16 protein-coding genes are annotated in these 14869 nt (G+C 53.6%); 4 read left to right on the top strand and 12 right to left on the bottom strand.

Annotated elements, in window-relative coordinates; all coding sequences use genetic code 11:
• Window positions 1-3: 3 nt before the first annotated feature.
• The 10 genes from BMW84_RS03410 to BMW84_RS03365 form a co-directional block, all read right to left on the bottom strand.
• Window positions 4-867: an amidohydrolase family protein gene (locus BMW84_RS03410; protein ID WP_254772851.1), complete on the bottom strand. Its 864-nt coding sequence runs from the start codon at window positions 865-867 to the stop codon at window positions 4-6.
• Between the two features lie 390 nt (window positions 868-1257).
• Entirely contained in the window at window positions 1258-2349 is a 1092-nt protein-coding gene (locus tag BMW84_RS03405) for a GerAB/ArcD/ProY family transporter (protein ID WP_091064473.1), read from the bottom strand.
• Window positions 2350-2361: 12 nt separating this feature from the next.
• A complete protein-coding gene (locus BMW84_RS03400) occupies window positions 2362-2586 on the bottom strand; it encodes a hypothetical protein (RefSeq protein WP_091064471.1) in 225 nt (74 codons plus the stop codon).
• Between the two features lie 11 nt (window positions 2587-2597).
• The gene (locus tag BMW84_RS03395; protein WP_091064468.1) at window positions 2598-3815 is read right to left on the bottom strand and encodes a Ger(x)C family spore germination protein; all 1218 of its coding nucleotides are present in this window, start codon (window positions 3813-3815) and stop codon (window positions 2598-2600) included.
• Entirely contained in the window at window positions 3815-5425 is a 1611-nt protein-coding gene (locus BMW84_RS03390) for a spore germination protein (RefSeq protein ID WP_254772850.1), read from the bottom strand. The genes BMW84_RS03395 and BMW84_RS03390 overlap by 1 nt, the downstream gene beginning before the upstream one ends.
• A 145-nt stretch (window positions 5426-5570) precedes the next feature.
• Window positions 5571-6476 (bottom strand): class I SAM-dependent methyltransferase, encoded by a 906-nt coding sequence (locus BMW84_RS03385; RefSeq protein WP_091064466.1) that lies wholly within the window; start codon window positions 6474-6476, stop codon window positions 5571-5573.
• 86 nt (window positions 6477-6562) lie between these two features.
• Window positions 6563-6964, bottom strand: coding sequence for an Rrf2 family transcriptional regulator (locus tag BMW84_RS03380; RefSeq protein ID WP_091064464.1), 402 nt, complete (start codon window positions 6962-6964; stop codon window positions 6563-6565).
• A 126-nt stretch (window positions 6965-7090) separates the two neighbouring features.
• Entirely contained in the window at window positions 7091-8047 is a 957-nt protein-coding gene (locus tag BMW84_RS03375; protein ID WP_091068007.1) for an ABC transporter substrate-binding protein, read from the bottom strand.
• Between the two features lie 118 nt (window positions 8048-8165).
• Window positions 8166-8747, bottom strand: a complete 582-nt coding sequence (locus BMW84_RS03370; protein ID WP_091064461.1) for an LOG family protein — start codon at window positions 8745-8747, stop codon at window positions 8166-8168.
• Window positions 8744-9463 (bottom strand): MBL fold metallo-hydrolase, encoded by a 720-nt coding sequence (locus BMW84_RS03365; RefSeq protein WP_091064458.1) that lies wholly within the window; start codon window positions 9461-9463, stop codon window positions 8744-8746. Before BMW84_RS03365 ends, BMW84_RS03370 begins: the two co-directional genes overlap by 4 nt.
• Window positions 9464-9566: 103 nt before the next feature.
• Between BMW84_RS03365 and BMW84_RS03360 the strand changes: the two genes are divergently transcribed.
• Window positions 9567-10268, top strand: coding sequence for a DinB family protein (locus BMW84_RS03360; RefSeq protein ID WP_091064456.1), 702 nt, complete (start codon window positions 9567-9569; stop codon window positions 10266-10268).
• A gap of 91 nt (window positions 10269-10359) precedes the next feature.
• Here the strand turns inward: BMW84_RS03360 and BMW84_RS03355 are convergent, their stop codons facing one another.
• Entirely contained in the window at window positions 10360-10695 is a 336-nt protein-coding gene (locus BMW84_RS03355; protein WP_091064453.1) for an antibiotic biosynthesis monooxygenase, read from the bottom strand.
• A 212-nt stretch (window positions 10696-10907) separates the two neighbouring features.
• Between BMW84_RS03355 and BMW84_RS03350 the strand changes: the two genes are divergently transcribed.
• From BMW84_RS03350 to BMW84_RS03340, 3 genes are all read left to right on the top strand, one after another.
• A complete protein-coding gene (locus BMW84_RS03350; RefSeq protein WP_091064452.1) occupies window positions 10908-11882 on the top strand; it encodes an iron-hydroxamate ABC transporter substrate-binding protein in 975 nt (324 codons plus the stop codon).
• A 103-nt stretch (window positions 11883-11985) separates the two neighbouring features.
• Complete coding sequence (locus BMW84_RS03345; protein ID WP_091064450.1) at window positions 11986-12996, top strand: FecCD family ABC transporter permease; 1011 nt, start codon at window positions 11986-11988, stop codon at window positions 12994-12996.
• Window positions 12993-14000, top strand: a complete 1008-nt coding sequence (locus tag BMW84_RS03340) for a FecCD family ABC transporter permease (RefSeq protein ID WP_091064449.1) — start codon at window positions 12993-12995, stop codon at window positions 13998-14000. Before BMW84_RS03345 ends, BMW84_RS03340 begins: the two co-directional genes overlap by 4 nt.
• An 80-nt stretch (window positions 14001-14080) precedes the next feature.
• Here BMW84_RS03340 and BMW84_RS03335 read toward each other — a convergent pair whose 3' ends face one another.
• A complete protein-coding gene (locus BMW84_RS03335; RefSeq protein ID WP_091064446.1) occupies window positions 14081-14821 on the bottom strand; it encodes an SDR family NAD(P)-dependent oxidoreductase in 741 nt (246 codons plus the stop codon).
• Between the last annotated feature and the right edge of the window lie 48 nt (window positions 14822-14869).

Raw genomic sequence — 14869 nt, 5'->3', positions numbered from 1 at the left:
CGATCATCCTTCTTGAGCCTGGGCCAGTATTTTTCCGGCTTCCAGCTTGCTTAGATTTTTCCCGTAGAATTTGCCGGTGCTTTTCTCCAGTTCACCGATCGCTTTCAACTGCGTCTTTGTCGCCGTTTGCGCTTGAATCAGATTCATCAGATTATCCCGGGCGATCATCTGCGCCGTTTTCGGATCGTCAAGCAGATCCAGCATGCGGTACATGGCCACAACGGCTTTCTTTTCCCCGCCCTCTAGCCCGTATCCGGAATCCGTGCTGAGCATGAACCGGTCGGGATATTTTTTCATCACCGGCACAAAGATTTCGGGATGCAGCCCGCTTTCAGGGTTAAACACGGAAAATCCGGCAAAAAAATCAGCGTATAAATTCGGGTATTTCGACAACAAGCGGTCAATCTCTTCAGGCGTGTTGTAAGCATTCATATGACCAAAAATAAAGATCGTATCCGGATGTTCGCTTAAAGCCTGTTCCAGTTTGGCTATCGGTGCTCCGTTCGGCGGATCGATATGCAGAAGTATCGGGGCTTTGTATTCGGCAATGAGATCGTAAATCTGCGGAAGATAACCATCCAGGGGATCGTTCGCTTTCCAGGCGACTTTTGATACCACCGGAGAATAAGTCGATGCCGCCGCGATCTCGCCTAACCCGAAATACCCTTTTTCCAAATTGGCCTTGATCACCTCAAGACATGCCGGATCATGAAGATCGAAGCCGGAAAAATAGGGGATGTAAAAGCCGGGGTCGCTCTGATACGCGGACCAGCTGTTCGCATCGGTCGAAACGGCACTAGGTTCGGAAACGTCTCCGAAAAGAACGACATGGCTTACCTTGGTGGATTCCCAAAAATTGTGCATCATAGCATATTTATCGTCGGATGCATCATGATTGTGGGCGTCAATCAACCCTAGATCGCCGTAAGTATCCACAAGCTGAGGAAATGTAGGCTGCTGCGTTGGCGTGCTGGAAGGCGTAGGTGCATGTGTCCCTGATGCGATGCTAACGGCAGAGTTAATAGAGCTTTCGGCATGTAACGCTTCTCTTTTGTCTTGACCGTTTAGAGATCCGGCCATGCAGCCTGTTGAAGCCAACAGGGCACAGCAGGCTCCAAATATAGCCAAGGATTTTTTAGAAGGATTCACATATGCTGCCTCCCGGAATATAGGATGGTATTTCAATCCCATATTAGCATAAAAAACCTTCCGTTATCATATTTTTTCGCAAACGTTTCCGAAATCCTCGTCTTCGCGTTACGTGGGGGTGCTCTTAAATGAATTCCGCAGCGTATCGACGACAAGGTAAATAAGCGGCAGGCAAGTGGATACCAAGAGGAAGGCCGCTTCCGCCTGGCCCGTTATTTCCAGCAGTTGCGCCGAATTAATGTTCATGAACACAGCCATAAACACCATGGCGGCGGACATCATGAACGAAAACGGCTTATGGTCGTTTAAACCCAGCAGATGCGTCATGCTCATGACCGCGATCAACAAAAACATGGAGGTTTTGAAGAACATGCTGTACAGCCAGAATACGATAAACAGCGGGTCCAGATTCTCAAAAAAGGCGCTTGCATGGATGAACCGCACGATCTCCAAAGCTGGAAACTGCAAATTCGCCGTCAACTCCGGACCGAACAACAGGATGGCCGTAATGACATTGACAAGCGTGATTCCAACCGCGGTGAAGGAAGCCCAGAAAACGGGCTTCATGACCTTATCTTGCTTTTGGATCAAAGGAAATACATACGCAATAAACGTGGTCTCGCTGAACAGAGAAGCGATGACAACGGCGCCGTCCCATGCACCGGGCAGATGGATGTCGGTCAAAAAAGCAATCGCCATATCGAGCTTCAGCTGGGGAGCGACAAATAAAGGATAGGACAATGCGCTCAGGATGCTGAAGAAAAACAGTCCCTGGGCGCACCGGAAAAGCGTCGGCGCTCCTGCCCGGACGCCTTGGCTCACGCAGATGCCAAACAGCAGGGCAATGGGCCAAAAGGGCGTGCCAATCAGATAGTTCTGTACCAGGAAACCGATCAGTTGCCGTAAAACAAACGCAGCAATAAACAGGTTAATGAAAATGTACACGCAGAACAACGGGTAATGCAGCCAACGTCCCAGGATTTCGCCGCCGTACTGGCCGAGATAACGGTCGGGCCTGCGCATGCACAATACATAGGTCCAATAACTGATTAGTAATCCGATAAGCGTACCCGCCACGATGGACACCCAAGCCGAAAAGCCGGCTGACCGGACCAGCGGACTCAGAAAGAACACGATGGTCGTCGAGAACAGAAACTGGGCAAAAAACATATATACCTGTACCAAAGTGATCGATCGCATAGAGTCCCCCTTTCACAGCTCGAAAAACAATGCTTTCTGAATCCCATAAAAGAGGTAGCGCATCATCATCGCCACACTCATCCGCTCCCGGGTCAGATATATCGCTTCTGTCGTAAACAGAAGCAGAAAGGTCATGCTCCACATCCGCCTTTTCGCGCGCTTTGAACGTTTTTGGCGCTTCATGTAGCCCTGCTCGTACCAACCAATGCATAGATAGACTGCGGCTATCAGTCCCATTCCTTTCTCCTTTACTTGGTAATATATTTCTGCCAATTTTGTTTTTGCGAAGATCCGCTCCATTTGACCGTAACGTCAATATCAGGCCGGATCTCCACGTCGCCGGCAATCTTATCCCGCCAGTCCGGCTTGATCCGCCGCCACAGCGCCGGGTGATGCCAGCGTAAATATGAACCCATTTGCAGCGGATCGGAATGCAGACCGCTGAAGTTAGCAAACGCCGAACGGATGTGTTCGCTAAGTTCATCGCCGACTTCTTGTTCCAGCTCCCGCAGCTGCACCGGGTCCGTTAAGTCTATCGAAGAATCAGTCGCCAGAATTCCAGCGCCGATCGACAAGCCCAGCGTAAAAGCAATTTCACCGTTCTTCACCACAGGTTTAATGCGGCGCTTCCCGCTCTTTAGCAGCAGAGAAACATTTTTGCCATCCTTCGGGGATATTGCGCTATAATTCAACCCGCCTTCATCCTGCAGCAACCACATTACCGCCCGGGTCTGTTCCGGACTTAACATACCGTTCAAACGGCCTTGGGTAAAAACACCTGCTCCCCCCGCTCCGAGCCAATTCGGGCCGGGTTGGCCCGATGACTGATTATCTACAGGTGCGATTTCCTTAAAGGTCAGCTCCGGAAGGAGAAAATCGCCCCCGGCGTATAAAGCGCTAAGCATGTCTTTCAATGTGATGATCAGCGTATTCTTTTCCTTGGCATAATCGGCGAGTATGACCGAAGGGAAGCGTTCGAAAATCGCCGGGATTTGGGCGAAATGCTTCGCTTGCTTCAAGGTCATGAACAAATTCCCGTTAATATGGATCAAGGGCTGCCGAGAAACGAAATCGGACAAGGCCAGAATATCTTCCCTGGATTCCGCATACTTTTTCCCGATAATTATATTTCTTAATTGGCCGAATGTAATTTTACGCGGCAGATCGGTTTGAATCTTCTGAAACGCTTCCCCAATGCTGGGACCAGTCTTGGACGTGTATGTGTAATCCTGCTGGTGTGTACTTCCACTGGCCGATCCGCCGCCGGAGCTACCGGCCATGATCTGGTTAGGCAGTGGAAAACCCAAGCTCAGTTCGACTCCTTCCTCTGTTCGGTCAAGCAGCATCACCCGGGCAAATGCACGATGATCCAGCTCCACCGAAGACCAGCAGCCGGTTAGCTGCAGCATCAGCAGTCCCGCCAGGATTCCACCCGCCGTCCGTATGCATCGGATGGATATGCGCATTATTCTTTGCCCCCATTGCCGGTATCCCAACGCCTCGGATTTGCACCCTGCCGGGTCCGGTTCCCTTTGGCGAACGGAGGCCGCAGCTTCATCTTCCACCAGGGAGCGCGGATCACCGTGTCTTTCAGACTGGCGGTGCTCAGCGGTGCGAACGGGGCCATGTAAGGATATCCGAACGAATGCAGCTCCGTCAGATGCAGGTAAATGATAATAATGCCGCAAGCAATGCCGAACATACCAAACATCCCAGCCAGAATCATGATCGGAAACCGCAGGAAGCGGAAAGCAAGACCCAAATCGAAATGCGGGATAATGAACGAGGCGATGCCCGTCATCGAGACGATTATGACCATGGCTGCCGAGACGATACCCGCCTGCACAGCTGCCGTGCCGATAATCAGTGCCCCGATGACTGAAACCGACTGGCCGATGGCCTTTGGAATACGGACCGTTGCTTCCCGGAGCGCTTCAAACGAAAGCTCCATGATGAACGCTTCCACCAGCGCAGGAAAAGGCACAACTTCGCGCGATGAAGCTACTGTAATCAGCAGATTCTCTGGAATCATATCCGGATGAAACGTAGTGATCGCCACGTAGACGGATGGAAGCAGCAGCGAGATAAACGCAAACGTATAACGGATCAGCCGGATCCAGCTTGCTGATATATACCGCTGATAATAGTCCTCCGAGGCCTGCATCAGCATCGTTACGTTCACCGGCGCCAGAAGGGCAATCGGCGTTCCGTCGACAATAAGCCCGACCCGCCCTTCGACTGCCGCTGCGCTGATGACGTCCGGACGCTCCGTATACTGCAATTGCGGAAAAGGTGAATAAGGGTTGTCTTCGATCAATTCTTCCAGATAACTGGAACCGAGTATAATATCCAGGTCGATGGCGGACAGCCGCCGCTTCATCTCGCTGACGAGTTTCGGGTCGCAGATACCTTCAACATAGACAATGGCAACGTCGGTCTGGCTGAGCTTCCCGATGCTCATCATTTCAATCTTCAGCGCGGATGTTTTCAGCTTGCGGCGAACCAGCGTCAGATTTGTCTGCAGATCTTCAATAAACGCTTCCCTTGGGCCGCGCACGACCGCTTCGTTCGGCGCTTCCTGAACTACCCGTTTCTCGTACTGCGCTGCTTTGATCGTCAGCATCCGGGGTTCGCCGGCAATAAACAGCACCGCTTCGCCCGCCAGGATCCCGCGCAGCACCTCCTGCAAAGAGCTGCAGACAGATTGCTGTACTACCGGCAAACGCTTATACACCAAGATCTCCTTGATAAATTCCTCCGGGCTGCCCACACCGTCCATCCCTACCAGCGGTATAAGCACTTGCTTCTCCACCGTTTCTTTGCTGACCATGCCGGCCAGAAAAACCAGTGTACAGCGGACGCCAGGACCTGCATCAAATGAATGAACCACCACGTCCGTCCTGGTGGCAAGCTGGGTTTGCAGCCATTTCAGGGGATCGCCGGTTCCTTCAGGCACGCCGGTTACCGGCGCTTGCAGGGCAGCCCTGGCTTGGTTTGCCGGTCGGCTGTTTTTTGATCCCAGGCCGGATAGTGAATTCCGCCGCATCTTTCTTTTCGCCCAGCGCGCGATATTCATGGTCATGACCTCCGCCGAATGTTGTCGTCTTATTTTTCCATCCAAGGTAAAAGTTATGCGCACTGCTAATGTTGCACCTTTCGTATGGGTACAAAAAAACACCGATCCGCAGATCGGTGTTTTACGCTCTCAAGTGCGATATGCCCTATATTTTGTTTGCAGCAGCCCGGCTGTACATTTGCTGTTCCCGGAGCTGAATCAGCACCTTGCCGAATCGCCCGCCTTGGCGGATGACGACTTTATTGTCGGGATAAGTTTGCTGAAGATAAGCTTTGGCTTTGTTGCGGGCTTCCTCCGTCGCCAGACCGAAATGGGCTTTCATCCCATCCATCACGTCGTCAATCGCTCCTTCAATCGTAAACTCTGCGCTTTTCGACTCGCGGGTAATGATGGACTCGTACGAATAGCCTTTTAAATACAGTAGCTGGTTTAAATAGGCCATATCCGAGCTTTCCACCGGCATCGCCTTACCGGTAAGCACCGGCAGCAGCTCGGTGCGCAAGCTATGGTCCATGCCGCCGGCCAACATACTGATATAGCAGTATCGGCTTGCGCAGCCGATCACCCGTTCGACGCTTTCCCAATCATGCACAACCGGACACATGGAGACAAACACCAGATCAAAGGCTTTGAGCCAGCCCCTGGCCTCCAAATCGATGTCCTCGAACGGTTCCTGCACAAGCTCGATTTCGCCGTTCGTGAAGCGGGCGGTATTCCGGACGAACAATTCCCCTAGCGGCCCATTCGGCTCAACTGCGGTTACCTTGGCGCCCCGGTCGGCAAAGGGTACCGCAAACCCGCCGGAAGCAGCACCGATATCCAGCACACTTAGCCCGGCAAACTCCACGCCAAGCCCCTCCAGCCAGCCGATAATCCGTTCCGCACGCTGCCGGCCGCTTTCGCTGAAGACCTCTTTGTCGAAGACCACGGCTTTATCGTCAAACGATTTGGTGGTATCCGTTCCCGTCGTCCGAAAGCGGTTACCCATCGCCTTCGGATCGTCCTTCCATGCTTGTTCCCATACCGCTGCATCAAACAAATCGCTGCCCATTTCAATTTCCCCGCTTTCGCATTTATTAATTACATAGACTTTAAAGACTTTTGATATCTATGATTAAACCGAAAAATAACGCCGCCCTACCGGGCCTTCGCCATTTTTCCGGCCAGATCAACCAGCTTCTTGTCGCGCAAATACTGCTCCATCTGCTCTTCGGCCCGTCGCATCTCTTGATCGATCAGGCATTCAGCGGAATGCTCCATCGAGCATTCAAATAACGAAGCCGTGCCCTCGATGGCATGAATAACGTCCAAAAAGGAAATATCCTCCTGGTGGCGTCTGATCCGGTACCCTCCGTTCGCCCCGGAAGCGGATTCGATCAATCCCGCTTTGACAAGCTTGGTCAGAATCTTGGACAAATACGTCGGCGATACGCCTTGCCGCTCCGCCAGCGGCTGGACACCGACGGGCTTTCCGCCTCCCGCCGCCATCAGGAATACCATGGTATGCAGCGCGTAGTTCGTAGCTTTCGAGTATTTCATCTCTGCACCTCAATTACGGACTTTATTTATCTATAATAACCGCGATTGAGCGCGATTGCAAGACTCCCGGCAACAAAACAAAAAAGCAGCCCGCGTGGCACGCAGACTGCTTTCGGTAATGCAAGATTACTTGCCCGTATAAAGCTTTGTTTTGGACAACGCCTGAATGAACGAGAACTTGCTGTACGCGGTGCCGCCTTGAGCCAGCGGATCCACCAGATTCACGTACACATTGCCGCTCTTGACCGCCTTCAGGCTTTTCCAGATCGGATTGTTCTGCAACTCTTCAAGCGCTTTCGGGTTATCCTTGTTTTCATCCGGCGAGAACTGAACGAACAGAATGTCCGGGTTCACGGCGGCAAAAGCCTCCAGCGAAATGTTCTGCTGCGCTTTGGCTTTTTGGATGACGCCCGGTACAGCGGCGCCAAGATCGGCGTAAAGCGAGCGGTTAAAGAAAACGTCCTGCGGATAAATGAATAGGTTGCCGGTACGGATGCGAAGAGCCATGACGGTCTTGCCTTTGAGCTTCGGCGCAAGCTTTTCCTTGACCGTTTTCAGCTGGCTTTGGTACTTCAGAATTTCGGCAGTCGCTTCCTTTTGTTTGCCGGTGAGCTGTGCCAGCAGCTTCAAATTGTCCATCCAATCCGTTGCGATATGGGAGACGGGAATGGTGGTCGCGATTTTTCCAAGCTTCTCGTTCGTTTCCGCCGGGAATTTGGTGCTGCTGAGGATAATAGCCGGTTTGAGCTTCAGGATAGCTTCGAAATTCGGCTCGATTTTCTCCCCGATCGGCGTTGAGCTTGCGGTGATCTTGCTGAACAGGCTTGGGAATTCGCCACCTACCGTCAGCGCCCCCTTCGGCTTGACGTTCAGCACCAGTGCATCTTCCAGCGCTTCGATCGCACCGGCGATGACGATGTTATCGGTCTTGGCGGGAACGGTGTACACCTTGCCTTTATAAGTGATCTTCTGCGTCGTCGGAGCCGCTGTTTTCGCCGCCGGTGCCGCATACGCGCTGAATGCCGAGCCAATACCTAACGCCATAATACTTGCGATTACCATACCTTTGATGCTTTTCTTCATCTCTTTTTCCACACCCCAGATCTTATTAATAATGAGAATCATTATTAATGCAATGATAAAAGGATCCAGGGGTTTTGAACATGGACTTTCTTCGAAAAAAAGATGGACGATCTGCCGCTTACGTCCGATCTTCCGTTAAGTAAGTTTTGACGGCCGGCGCAGCATAACCCGCAAATTGATCCAGGATTCCCACCGGAGTCGTATCCGTGAGGAACATGGACCGGTATTTCGCCAGCATAAATTGCTCGCGCTCCATCGTAGCAAACAGCGCCACCAAAGGATCGTAATAGTGATCGATGTTCAGCACGCCGAGCGGTTTGTCATGCAGGCCAAGCTGCCCCCACGTAAAAATCTCGAAATACTCCTCCATCGTTCCGGGGCCGCCGGGCAGCGCAATAAATCCGTCCGCCAGCTCCGCCATTTTGGCTTTGCGGCTATGCATCGAATCCACCATGATGAGTTCGGTCAGGCCCGGATGGGCGATTTCTCTTTTTTGCAGAAACTCCGGCAATACCCCGATCACCCTGCCGCCCTGCTCCAGTACGGCATCGGCCACGGCACCCATTAATCCGACATTGGCTCCCCCGTAAATCAGCGTCAGCTGACGGCGGGCCAGCTCCCGGCCGAGCGCTGCCGCGCTTTCTTGATAAACCGGCGAAGCGCCGATGCTTGAACCGCAGAATACAGCTATGGATTTCATTTGGTTTCCTCCTGCTCTATTGTCGTAATTGCATGCACTCCGCCATGATAACAAATATAAGTATCCGCGTCATAGGCCAGCAGTTGTTCCAGCGAACGCACCGCTGCCGGCAGGTCGTAGGCATACTGCGGATTGGCAACGGTGAGGCTTCCATTCTTGGCAACCGCAGCATCGCCGGCAACAACGGTCCGGTGCTGATAGAGGAACAGCGATTGATGGCCCGCGGTATGCCCGGGCGTATCCAGAATTTCGCAGCCCCCGCACCAGCTGAAACAGTCGCCGCCGCGTACGGTAACATCTACCGGACAAGGCTCTACGCTGCTGAGCGCTTCGCAGAAGGACCGGGCAGCAGCCTGCTCTTCTTCCGGCAGTACCGCCAATGAAGCCTCTGCCTGCTCCAGCCGCAGCGCTTTCTTCTCACCGGCTATGTAAGGCGCTTCATGTTCTCCGGCGATTACTTGAATCTGCGGGTATTTACCTTTGAGGGCGCCGAGCGCTCCCATGTGATCATGGTCATGATGCGTAATGAAGACCGCGGTCAGCTCTTCGCACCGCAGCCCCGCTTCTTCCATCGCCTGCTCAATCAGCGGCAGAAAGCCGGGATAACCGCAATCCACCAGTATCATGTTGCAATCGTCCCGGAGGACGACCGGATGCAGCGTATCCTCCTGTTCGCCATAACGGTATGTAAGTCCAAGGGCGATGATTTGTTGCACAGCTGTCCCTCCTTATGAACAAGCTCACGAGCAAAGGCGCTCATGTACATTATAATGGGAGATAGCGTTAGAAAAAATTACTTTTTGAGGGAGCGTAACGGATATGAATGCGGATGAACAAGCATGGTGGGGCGAAACGCATAAAGCGCTGAATGCAATCATTCTGAAGCCGCGGGAGCATGCCCGCTCCGTAGACCTGTTTCTGGACCTGCATGCCGCGGTTCACGCCTCAAGTATTTCCGGGCTCAAGGAGCCAACGCTGGATGATGATGTTTTTCATGAATTGAAGGAAAGCGTCTTCCGGACTTACCCGGTACAGCTCCCGAACACGAAGAATTCGGTGGCCTGGCACCTCTGGCATATTACCCGGATTGAAGACATGACTATGAGCATTCTTGTGGCGGACACCAGCCAGGAACTGCATTCCGGCGATTGGATCGAGAGGCTGAACACATGGTTTACGCACTCTGGAAATGAAATGAGCACGGATGAAGTTGCGGAATTGAGCGGAACCCTCCATTTGGCAGCCCTGAAAAGTTACCGTGAGGCCGTCGGCAGGCGGACCCGGGAACTCGTAAGCGGATTGGAACCCGGCGCATTTAAGGAAAAAGTGAATCCGCAGCGGATCGCCCGGCTGTTCGCCGAACATGCCGTAACGCCGGAGGCCGCTTGGCTAGCCGAATACTGGGGCAAAAAAAACATCGGCGGACTGATTCTGATGCCCGCTACCCGCCATATTTTCATGCATCTCAAAAAATGCATGCATATTAAAGAGAAGTTTGCCAAGACCTCAACTCAACTATAAACAATTACATATATAGGTATAGTCGCGCAGCCGCAGCTATGCAAAAGACAAAAGAACCGCTTCCTGCCGAAGCGGTTCTTTTGCGTGAGCGTTACAAATGGCTTTGCAAGGCAGCGGGTCCCGGCCGGCTGGTCTTTACTTCATACATGCTGACATTCATGCTGAGTATATAATCCGGCTTGCTGCCTTTGTTTTCGCGATGCCCCTGGATATGCTCCGGACTCTTTTCCCACGCTTTCCATGCTTCCTCGGACGCCCAGCGAATCATGACGACAACCTCGTCATGCTCCTTGGTGCGTGTGTTCACCATTACACTGATATCAACCAGCCCCTCCCGGCCATCCACTTTTCCCGGTTCGCTGAAACGTTCGACAATTTGCCCGGCATAGCCCTTTTCCACCACAAAAGTTCTCATCATGACCAGCATCTGCAGACACTTCCCTCTTCAAATTTGGTAGTTTCGATTATGATTCGTATTCTATTTGATAATCATTCTCAATGTCAATCGCATACTTATTCAATGGCCGACTTTTTATCCCAGCAAGATCATGGGTTTAATTTATTGACAACCGTTTCAAATGTATATATATTAAATTACAAATGAGATTGATTATCAATATTATTTGAAGGGGTCTGAAGATGAGAAAAAGATGGTTACTGCCTATCCTTATGCTGCTCGTTATTATGATGATCAGCGCCTGCGGAAACAACGCCGCAAACTCCAATACCACCGGAAATGCCGCTGCCACCGATAGCCCGGTTGCTACGGAGCCGGCTGCTGCGAACTCCGGAAATTCCGCCGAATCCGGCACGATTACATACGAATCCGAGCTTGGACCGGTCGAAGTGCCGGCTCATCCAGAGCGGATTGTCGCTTTGACCAATGCCCCAAACGTCCTGTCCCTGGACGGCACGCTGGTCGGCGTGGATGAGTGGACCAACAAAAATCCGCTGTTCACCGAGAAATTGAAAGGCGTGGAAGTGGTCTCCGAAGACAATCTGGAAAAGATCGTCGAAGTCGAACCGGACTTAATCATCGCCGACGCCAGCAGCAAAAACCTGGACAAGCTGAATGAAATTGCGCCGACCGTCGCTTTTACCTGGGGCAAGCTGGACTATCTCTCCCAGCAAGTGGCCATCGGCAAGCTCCTGAATAAGGAAGCGGAAGCCCAAGCCTGGGTAGACGACTTTAAAACACGCGCAGCCGAAGCCGGCAAAGAGATCAAAGCGAAAATCGGCGAAAACGCCACGGTATCCGTATTCGAAACCGACGCCAAAAACTTCTACGTGTTCGGCGACGCCTGGGCCCGGGGAACCGAGCTGCTGTATCAAAGCATGGGACTGAACATGCCGGAAAAAGTTAAAACCGATGTGCTTGGACCCGGCTACTACACCATGTCTCCGGAAGTGCTGAGCGATTATGCCGGGGACTATATCGTCTTGAGCCGCAGCTCTTCGGGCGACAATTCCTTCATGCAAACCGAAACATGGCAGAAGATTCCGGCCGTTAAGAACGGCCATGTGATCGAAATCGACACGGAAGCATCCACATACAGCGATCCGACTACGCTCGAATATCTGCTGAAGATCTTCAAGGATGGATTCCTGAAATAAAGATTCGTTCTTGCGAAACGGGTGAAGAAGGCCGAGATGCCTCCGCAATTGGGGTATCCTCGGTCTTCTTCGCGCCGTTATTCCCTTGAAGGAGGAAATGCACATGTCCGGCCGTCAGAAGCCCTTATCTTTATTCGTCCAAATCATCCTCAGCCTTGCCGCACTTGTAGCGGTGTTCAGCCTTGCCATGCTGCTCGGTGCAAAACAGGTTTCGTTCAGCGAGCTCTGGCTTGTCCTTACGGGCCGCGGCGGAGCCGATGACAAGATTGCCATGCTCCGCGAAATCCGCTATCCCCGCGAAGTCGCTGCCGTTCTCGTCGGGGCAGCATTATCCGTTTCCGGTGCGATCATGCAAGGCTTGACGCGAAATCCCCTCGCCGATCCCGGCCTGCTCGGCCTGACAGCCGGCTCCAGAGCGGCGCTAGCCGTGGTGATCGCTATTTTTCCCGCGCTTAATTATTTCGGCATCATGCTGGTCTGCTTCATCGGCGCCGCGCTCGGCATGCTGCTCGTTGTCGGCATCGGTGCGGTCAAAAAAGGCGGCTTGTCCCCGTTCCGCATCGTGCTTGCAGGTTCTGCAGTCTCCGCATTCCTCTACGCCGTCGCTGACGGCATCGGTCTGTTGACCAAAACCTCGAAAAACGTGACGATGTGGACCTCGGGCGGACTGATCGGAACGACCTGGGGACAGATTCAGATGATCAGCCCTGTCGTCATTGCTTGTCTTGTGATCGCCCTGCTGCTCTCCAAATCCTTGACCATTCTCAGCCTCAACGAAGAAGCGGCGGTCGGTCTCGGCCTGAATACGGCGTACGTCAAAGCCATTTTGTACATCCTTATCGTGCTGCTGGCAGGCGCTTCGGTCGCTTTGGTCGGCAATATGGCTTTCATCGGGCTGATGATTCCGCATATTGTCCGCTCGCTGTTCGGAACGGATTACCGTTCCGTCATTCCGATGTCGGCGATCTGGGGTGCCGTCTTCATGCTGATGGCCGATACGCTTGGCCGGACGCTGTACGCGCCGTTTGAAACGCCGGTGGTGGCGATTACCGCCCTCCTCGGCCTTCCGTTCTTCCTGTTCGTTGTCCGTAAAGGGGTGAAGGCACTGTCATGATAACCCATCGCCTATCGAAAAAGCTCTCGCTCCTTCTTGCCTCCATGCTCCTGCTGATCCTGGTTACGATCGTTATCGGGATCGGCATCGGCTCCGGCGCTTTGTCCTTGGGCCGCCTGTTTCAGACTCTAATCGGGCATGGCACAACAAAAGAAAATCTCCTGTTGTTCTCGATCCGTCTGCCGCGCATCATCGTTACGCTGCTCGGCGGCATGGCGCTGGCGCTTTCCGGCGCTATCCTGCAAGGCTTAACCCGCAATGATCTGGCCGATCCCGGCATCATCGGCATCAATGCCGGAGCCGGGGTGGCGATTTCGGCGTTTTTCCTGATATACCCGTTTGATCCGAAGACCTTTGCTTATGCCCTGCCGCTCGTTGCGTTCGGGGGAGCCATGCTGACCGTCGTGCTGATCTGCCTGTTCTCCTATTCCCGCGCGACGGGGCTGCAGCCGGTCAAAATCCTGCTCGTCGGCATCGGCTTTGCGCTGGCGTTCTCCGGGCTGATGATTGTGCTGATCTCGGCGGCCGATTACAAAAAGGTCGATTTCATCTCCAAATGGCTGGCCGGCACGATCTGGGGCACGGATTGGCCGTTTATCTGGGCACTGCTCCCTTGGCTTGTCGTACTGCTGCCTTATACGCTGTACAAGTCGAATACGCTGAACCTGCTGGCCACGGACGAATCGGTTGCCATCGGCGCCGGCGTCTCGCTGAACCGCGACCGGCTGCTGCTTCTGGGCGCAGCCGTTGCGCTTGCCGCCGCGGCGGTCGCCGTGACCGGCGGCATCGCTTTTGTCGGCCTGATGGCTCCGCATATCGCCAAAGCGTTGATCGGGCGGCGCCATCAGTATTTCGTTCCGCTCGCGGTGCTGATGGGCGGATGGCTGCTGCTGTTCGCCGACACCGTCGGGCGGCATCTCGTCGATCCGTCCGGCATACCGGCGGGCATTATGGTTGCTCTGATCGGCGGACCTTACTTCCTGTACTTACTATTAAAGAAATAACGCAAAAAGCCGTTCTCCGCAGCTGCCTGCCGGAGGAACGGCTTTTTTTATACTTTTCAACCGGGATAAGGGAGTACTGCCTACAACGTTTGGCCGCTGTCCACAGTGATCAGCTGGCCGGTCATTGCCTCCTGCTCCAGCGCCATGCAGATCATCGCGGCGATGTCTTCCGGCGTAGAGATGCGCTGCAGCGGCAGACGCGGAGCCAGCTTGCGCATCTGCTCTTCCCGTCCGCTCCACCAGCGCGTAGCCACTGCTCCCGGCACGATGGCATTCACCCGAATTTCAGGCGCCAGCGCATGCGCCAATGAACGCGTCAGCCCATGCACGGCTGTTTTAACGACCGCGTAAGGCAGCGAAGAACCGACGCCGGTCTGTCCGGCAATGCTGCCAAGGTTCACGATCGCGCCTCGGCCATTTTTCCTCATATAAGGGGAGACCGCCTTCGCGCAGTGGAACATCCCCTTTACGTTGACGGCAAAAAGCTCGTCCCATACTTCATCGGTCACGGCATCGAGATCCTCCATCGGGATATGGCGGGTCATGCCGGCATTGTTGACAAGCATGTCGACGGTGCCGAATTGCCGAACGACCGTCTCCACCATGGCGTGCACCTCGCCTACCCGCGACACATCGGCCTGAACCGTTATTGCCGTTCCTCCATGCTCGGCGATTTCATTTACCGTTGCTTCCGCTTCCGCGCGGGATCGCGAATAGTTGACGGCTACCCGTACGCCGCGTCTGCCCAGCTCCAGTGCCGCCGCCTTTCCGATTCCCGTACCGCCGCCGGTGATCAGCGCTACCTTATCGTTCAGTTCCATTCTGCTCCACTCCTCCATTGTTTAGGACAATTTCATTGTACTCGCAGA

Origin of the sequence: Paenibacillus sp. NFR01 (assembly GCF_900111565.1) — a bacterium.
Taxonomy (GTDB): Bacteria; Bacillota; Bacilli; order Paenibacillales; family Paenibacillaceae; genus Paenibacillus_AQ.
This window is presented reverse-complemented; position numbering and strand designations above follow the sequence as displayed.

Bases quoted from the DNA above. Each gene is read 5' to 3' on its own strand.
- BMW84_RS03410 (WP_254772851.1), bottom strand. From the start codon at position 867: ATGATGCACAATTTTTGGGAATCCACCAAGGTAAGCCATGTCGTTCTT.
- BMW84_RS03405 (WP_091064473.1), bottom strand. From the start codon at position 2,349: ATGCGATCGATCACTTTGGTACAGGTATATATGTTTTTTGCCCAGTTT.
- BMW84_RS03400 (WP_091064471.1), bottom strand. From the start codon at position 2,586: ATGGGACTGATAGCCGCAGTCTATCTATGCATTGGTTGGTACGAGCAG.
- BMW84_RS03395 (WP_091064468.1), bottom strand. From the start codon at position 3,815: ATGCGCATATCCATCCGATGCATACGGACGGCGGGTGGAATCCTGGCG.
- BMW84_RS03390 (WP_254772850.1), bottom strand. From the start codon at position 5,425: ATGAATATCGCGCGCTGGGCGAAAAGAAAGATGCGGCGGAATTCACTA.
- BMW84_RS03385 (WP_091064466.1), bottom strand. From the start codon at position 6,476: ATGGGCAGCGATTTGTTTGATGCAGCGGTATGGGAACAAGCATGGAAG.
- BMW84_RS03380 (WP_091064464.1), bottom strand. From the start codon at position 6,964: ATGAAATACTCGAAAGCTACGAACTACGCGCTGCATACCATGGTATTC.
- BMW84_RS03375 (WP_091068007.1), bottom strand. From the start codon at position 8,047: ATGAAGAAAAGCATCAAAGGTATGGTAATCGCAAGTATTATGGCGTTA.
- BMW84_RS03370 (WP_091064461.1), bottom strand. From the start codon at position 8,747: ATGAAATCCATAGCTGTATTCTGCGGTTCAAGCATCGGCGCTTCGCCG.
- BMW84_RS03360 (WP_091064456.1), top strand. From the start codon at position 9,567: ATGAATGCGGATGAACAAGCATGGTGGGGCGAAACGCATAAAGCGCTG.
- BMW84_RS03355 (WP_091064453.1), bottom strand. From the start codon at position 10,695: ATGCTGGTCATGATGAGAACTTTTGTGGTGGAAAAGGGCTATGCCGGG.
- BMW84_RS03350 (WP_091064452.1), top strand. From the start codon at position 10,908: ATGAGAAAAAGATGGTTACTGCCTATCCTTATGCTGCTCGTTATTATG.
- BMW84_RS03345 (WP_091064450.1), top strand. From the start codon at position 11,986: ATGTCCGGCCGTCAGAAGCCCTTATCTTTATTCGTCCAAATCATCCTC.
- BMW84_RS03340 (WP_091064449.1), top strand. From the start codon at position 12,993: ATGATAACCCATCGCCTATCGAAAAAGCTCTCGCTCCTTCTTGCCTCC.
- BMW84_RS03335 (WP_091064446.1), bottom strand. From the start codon at position 14,821: ATGGAACTGAACGATAAGGTAGCGCTGATCACCGGCGGCGGTACGGGA.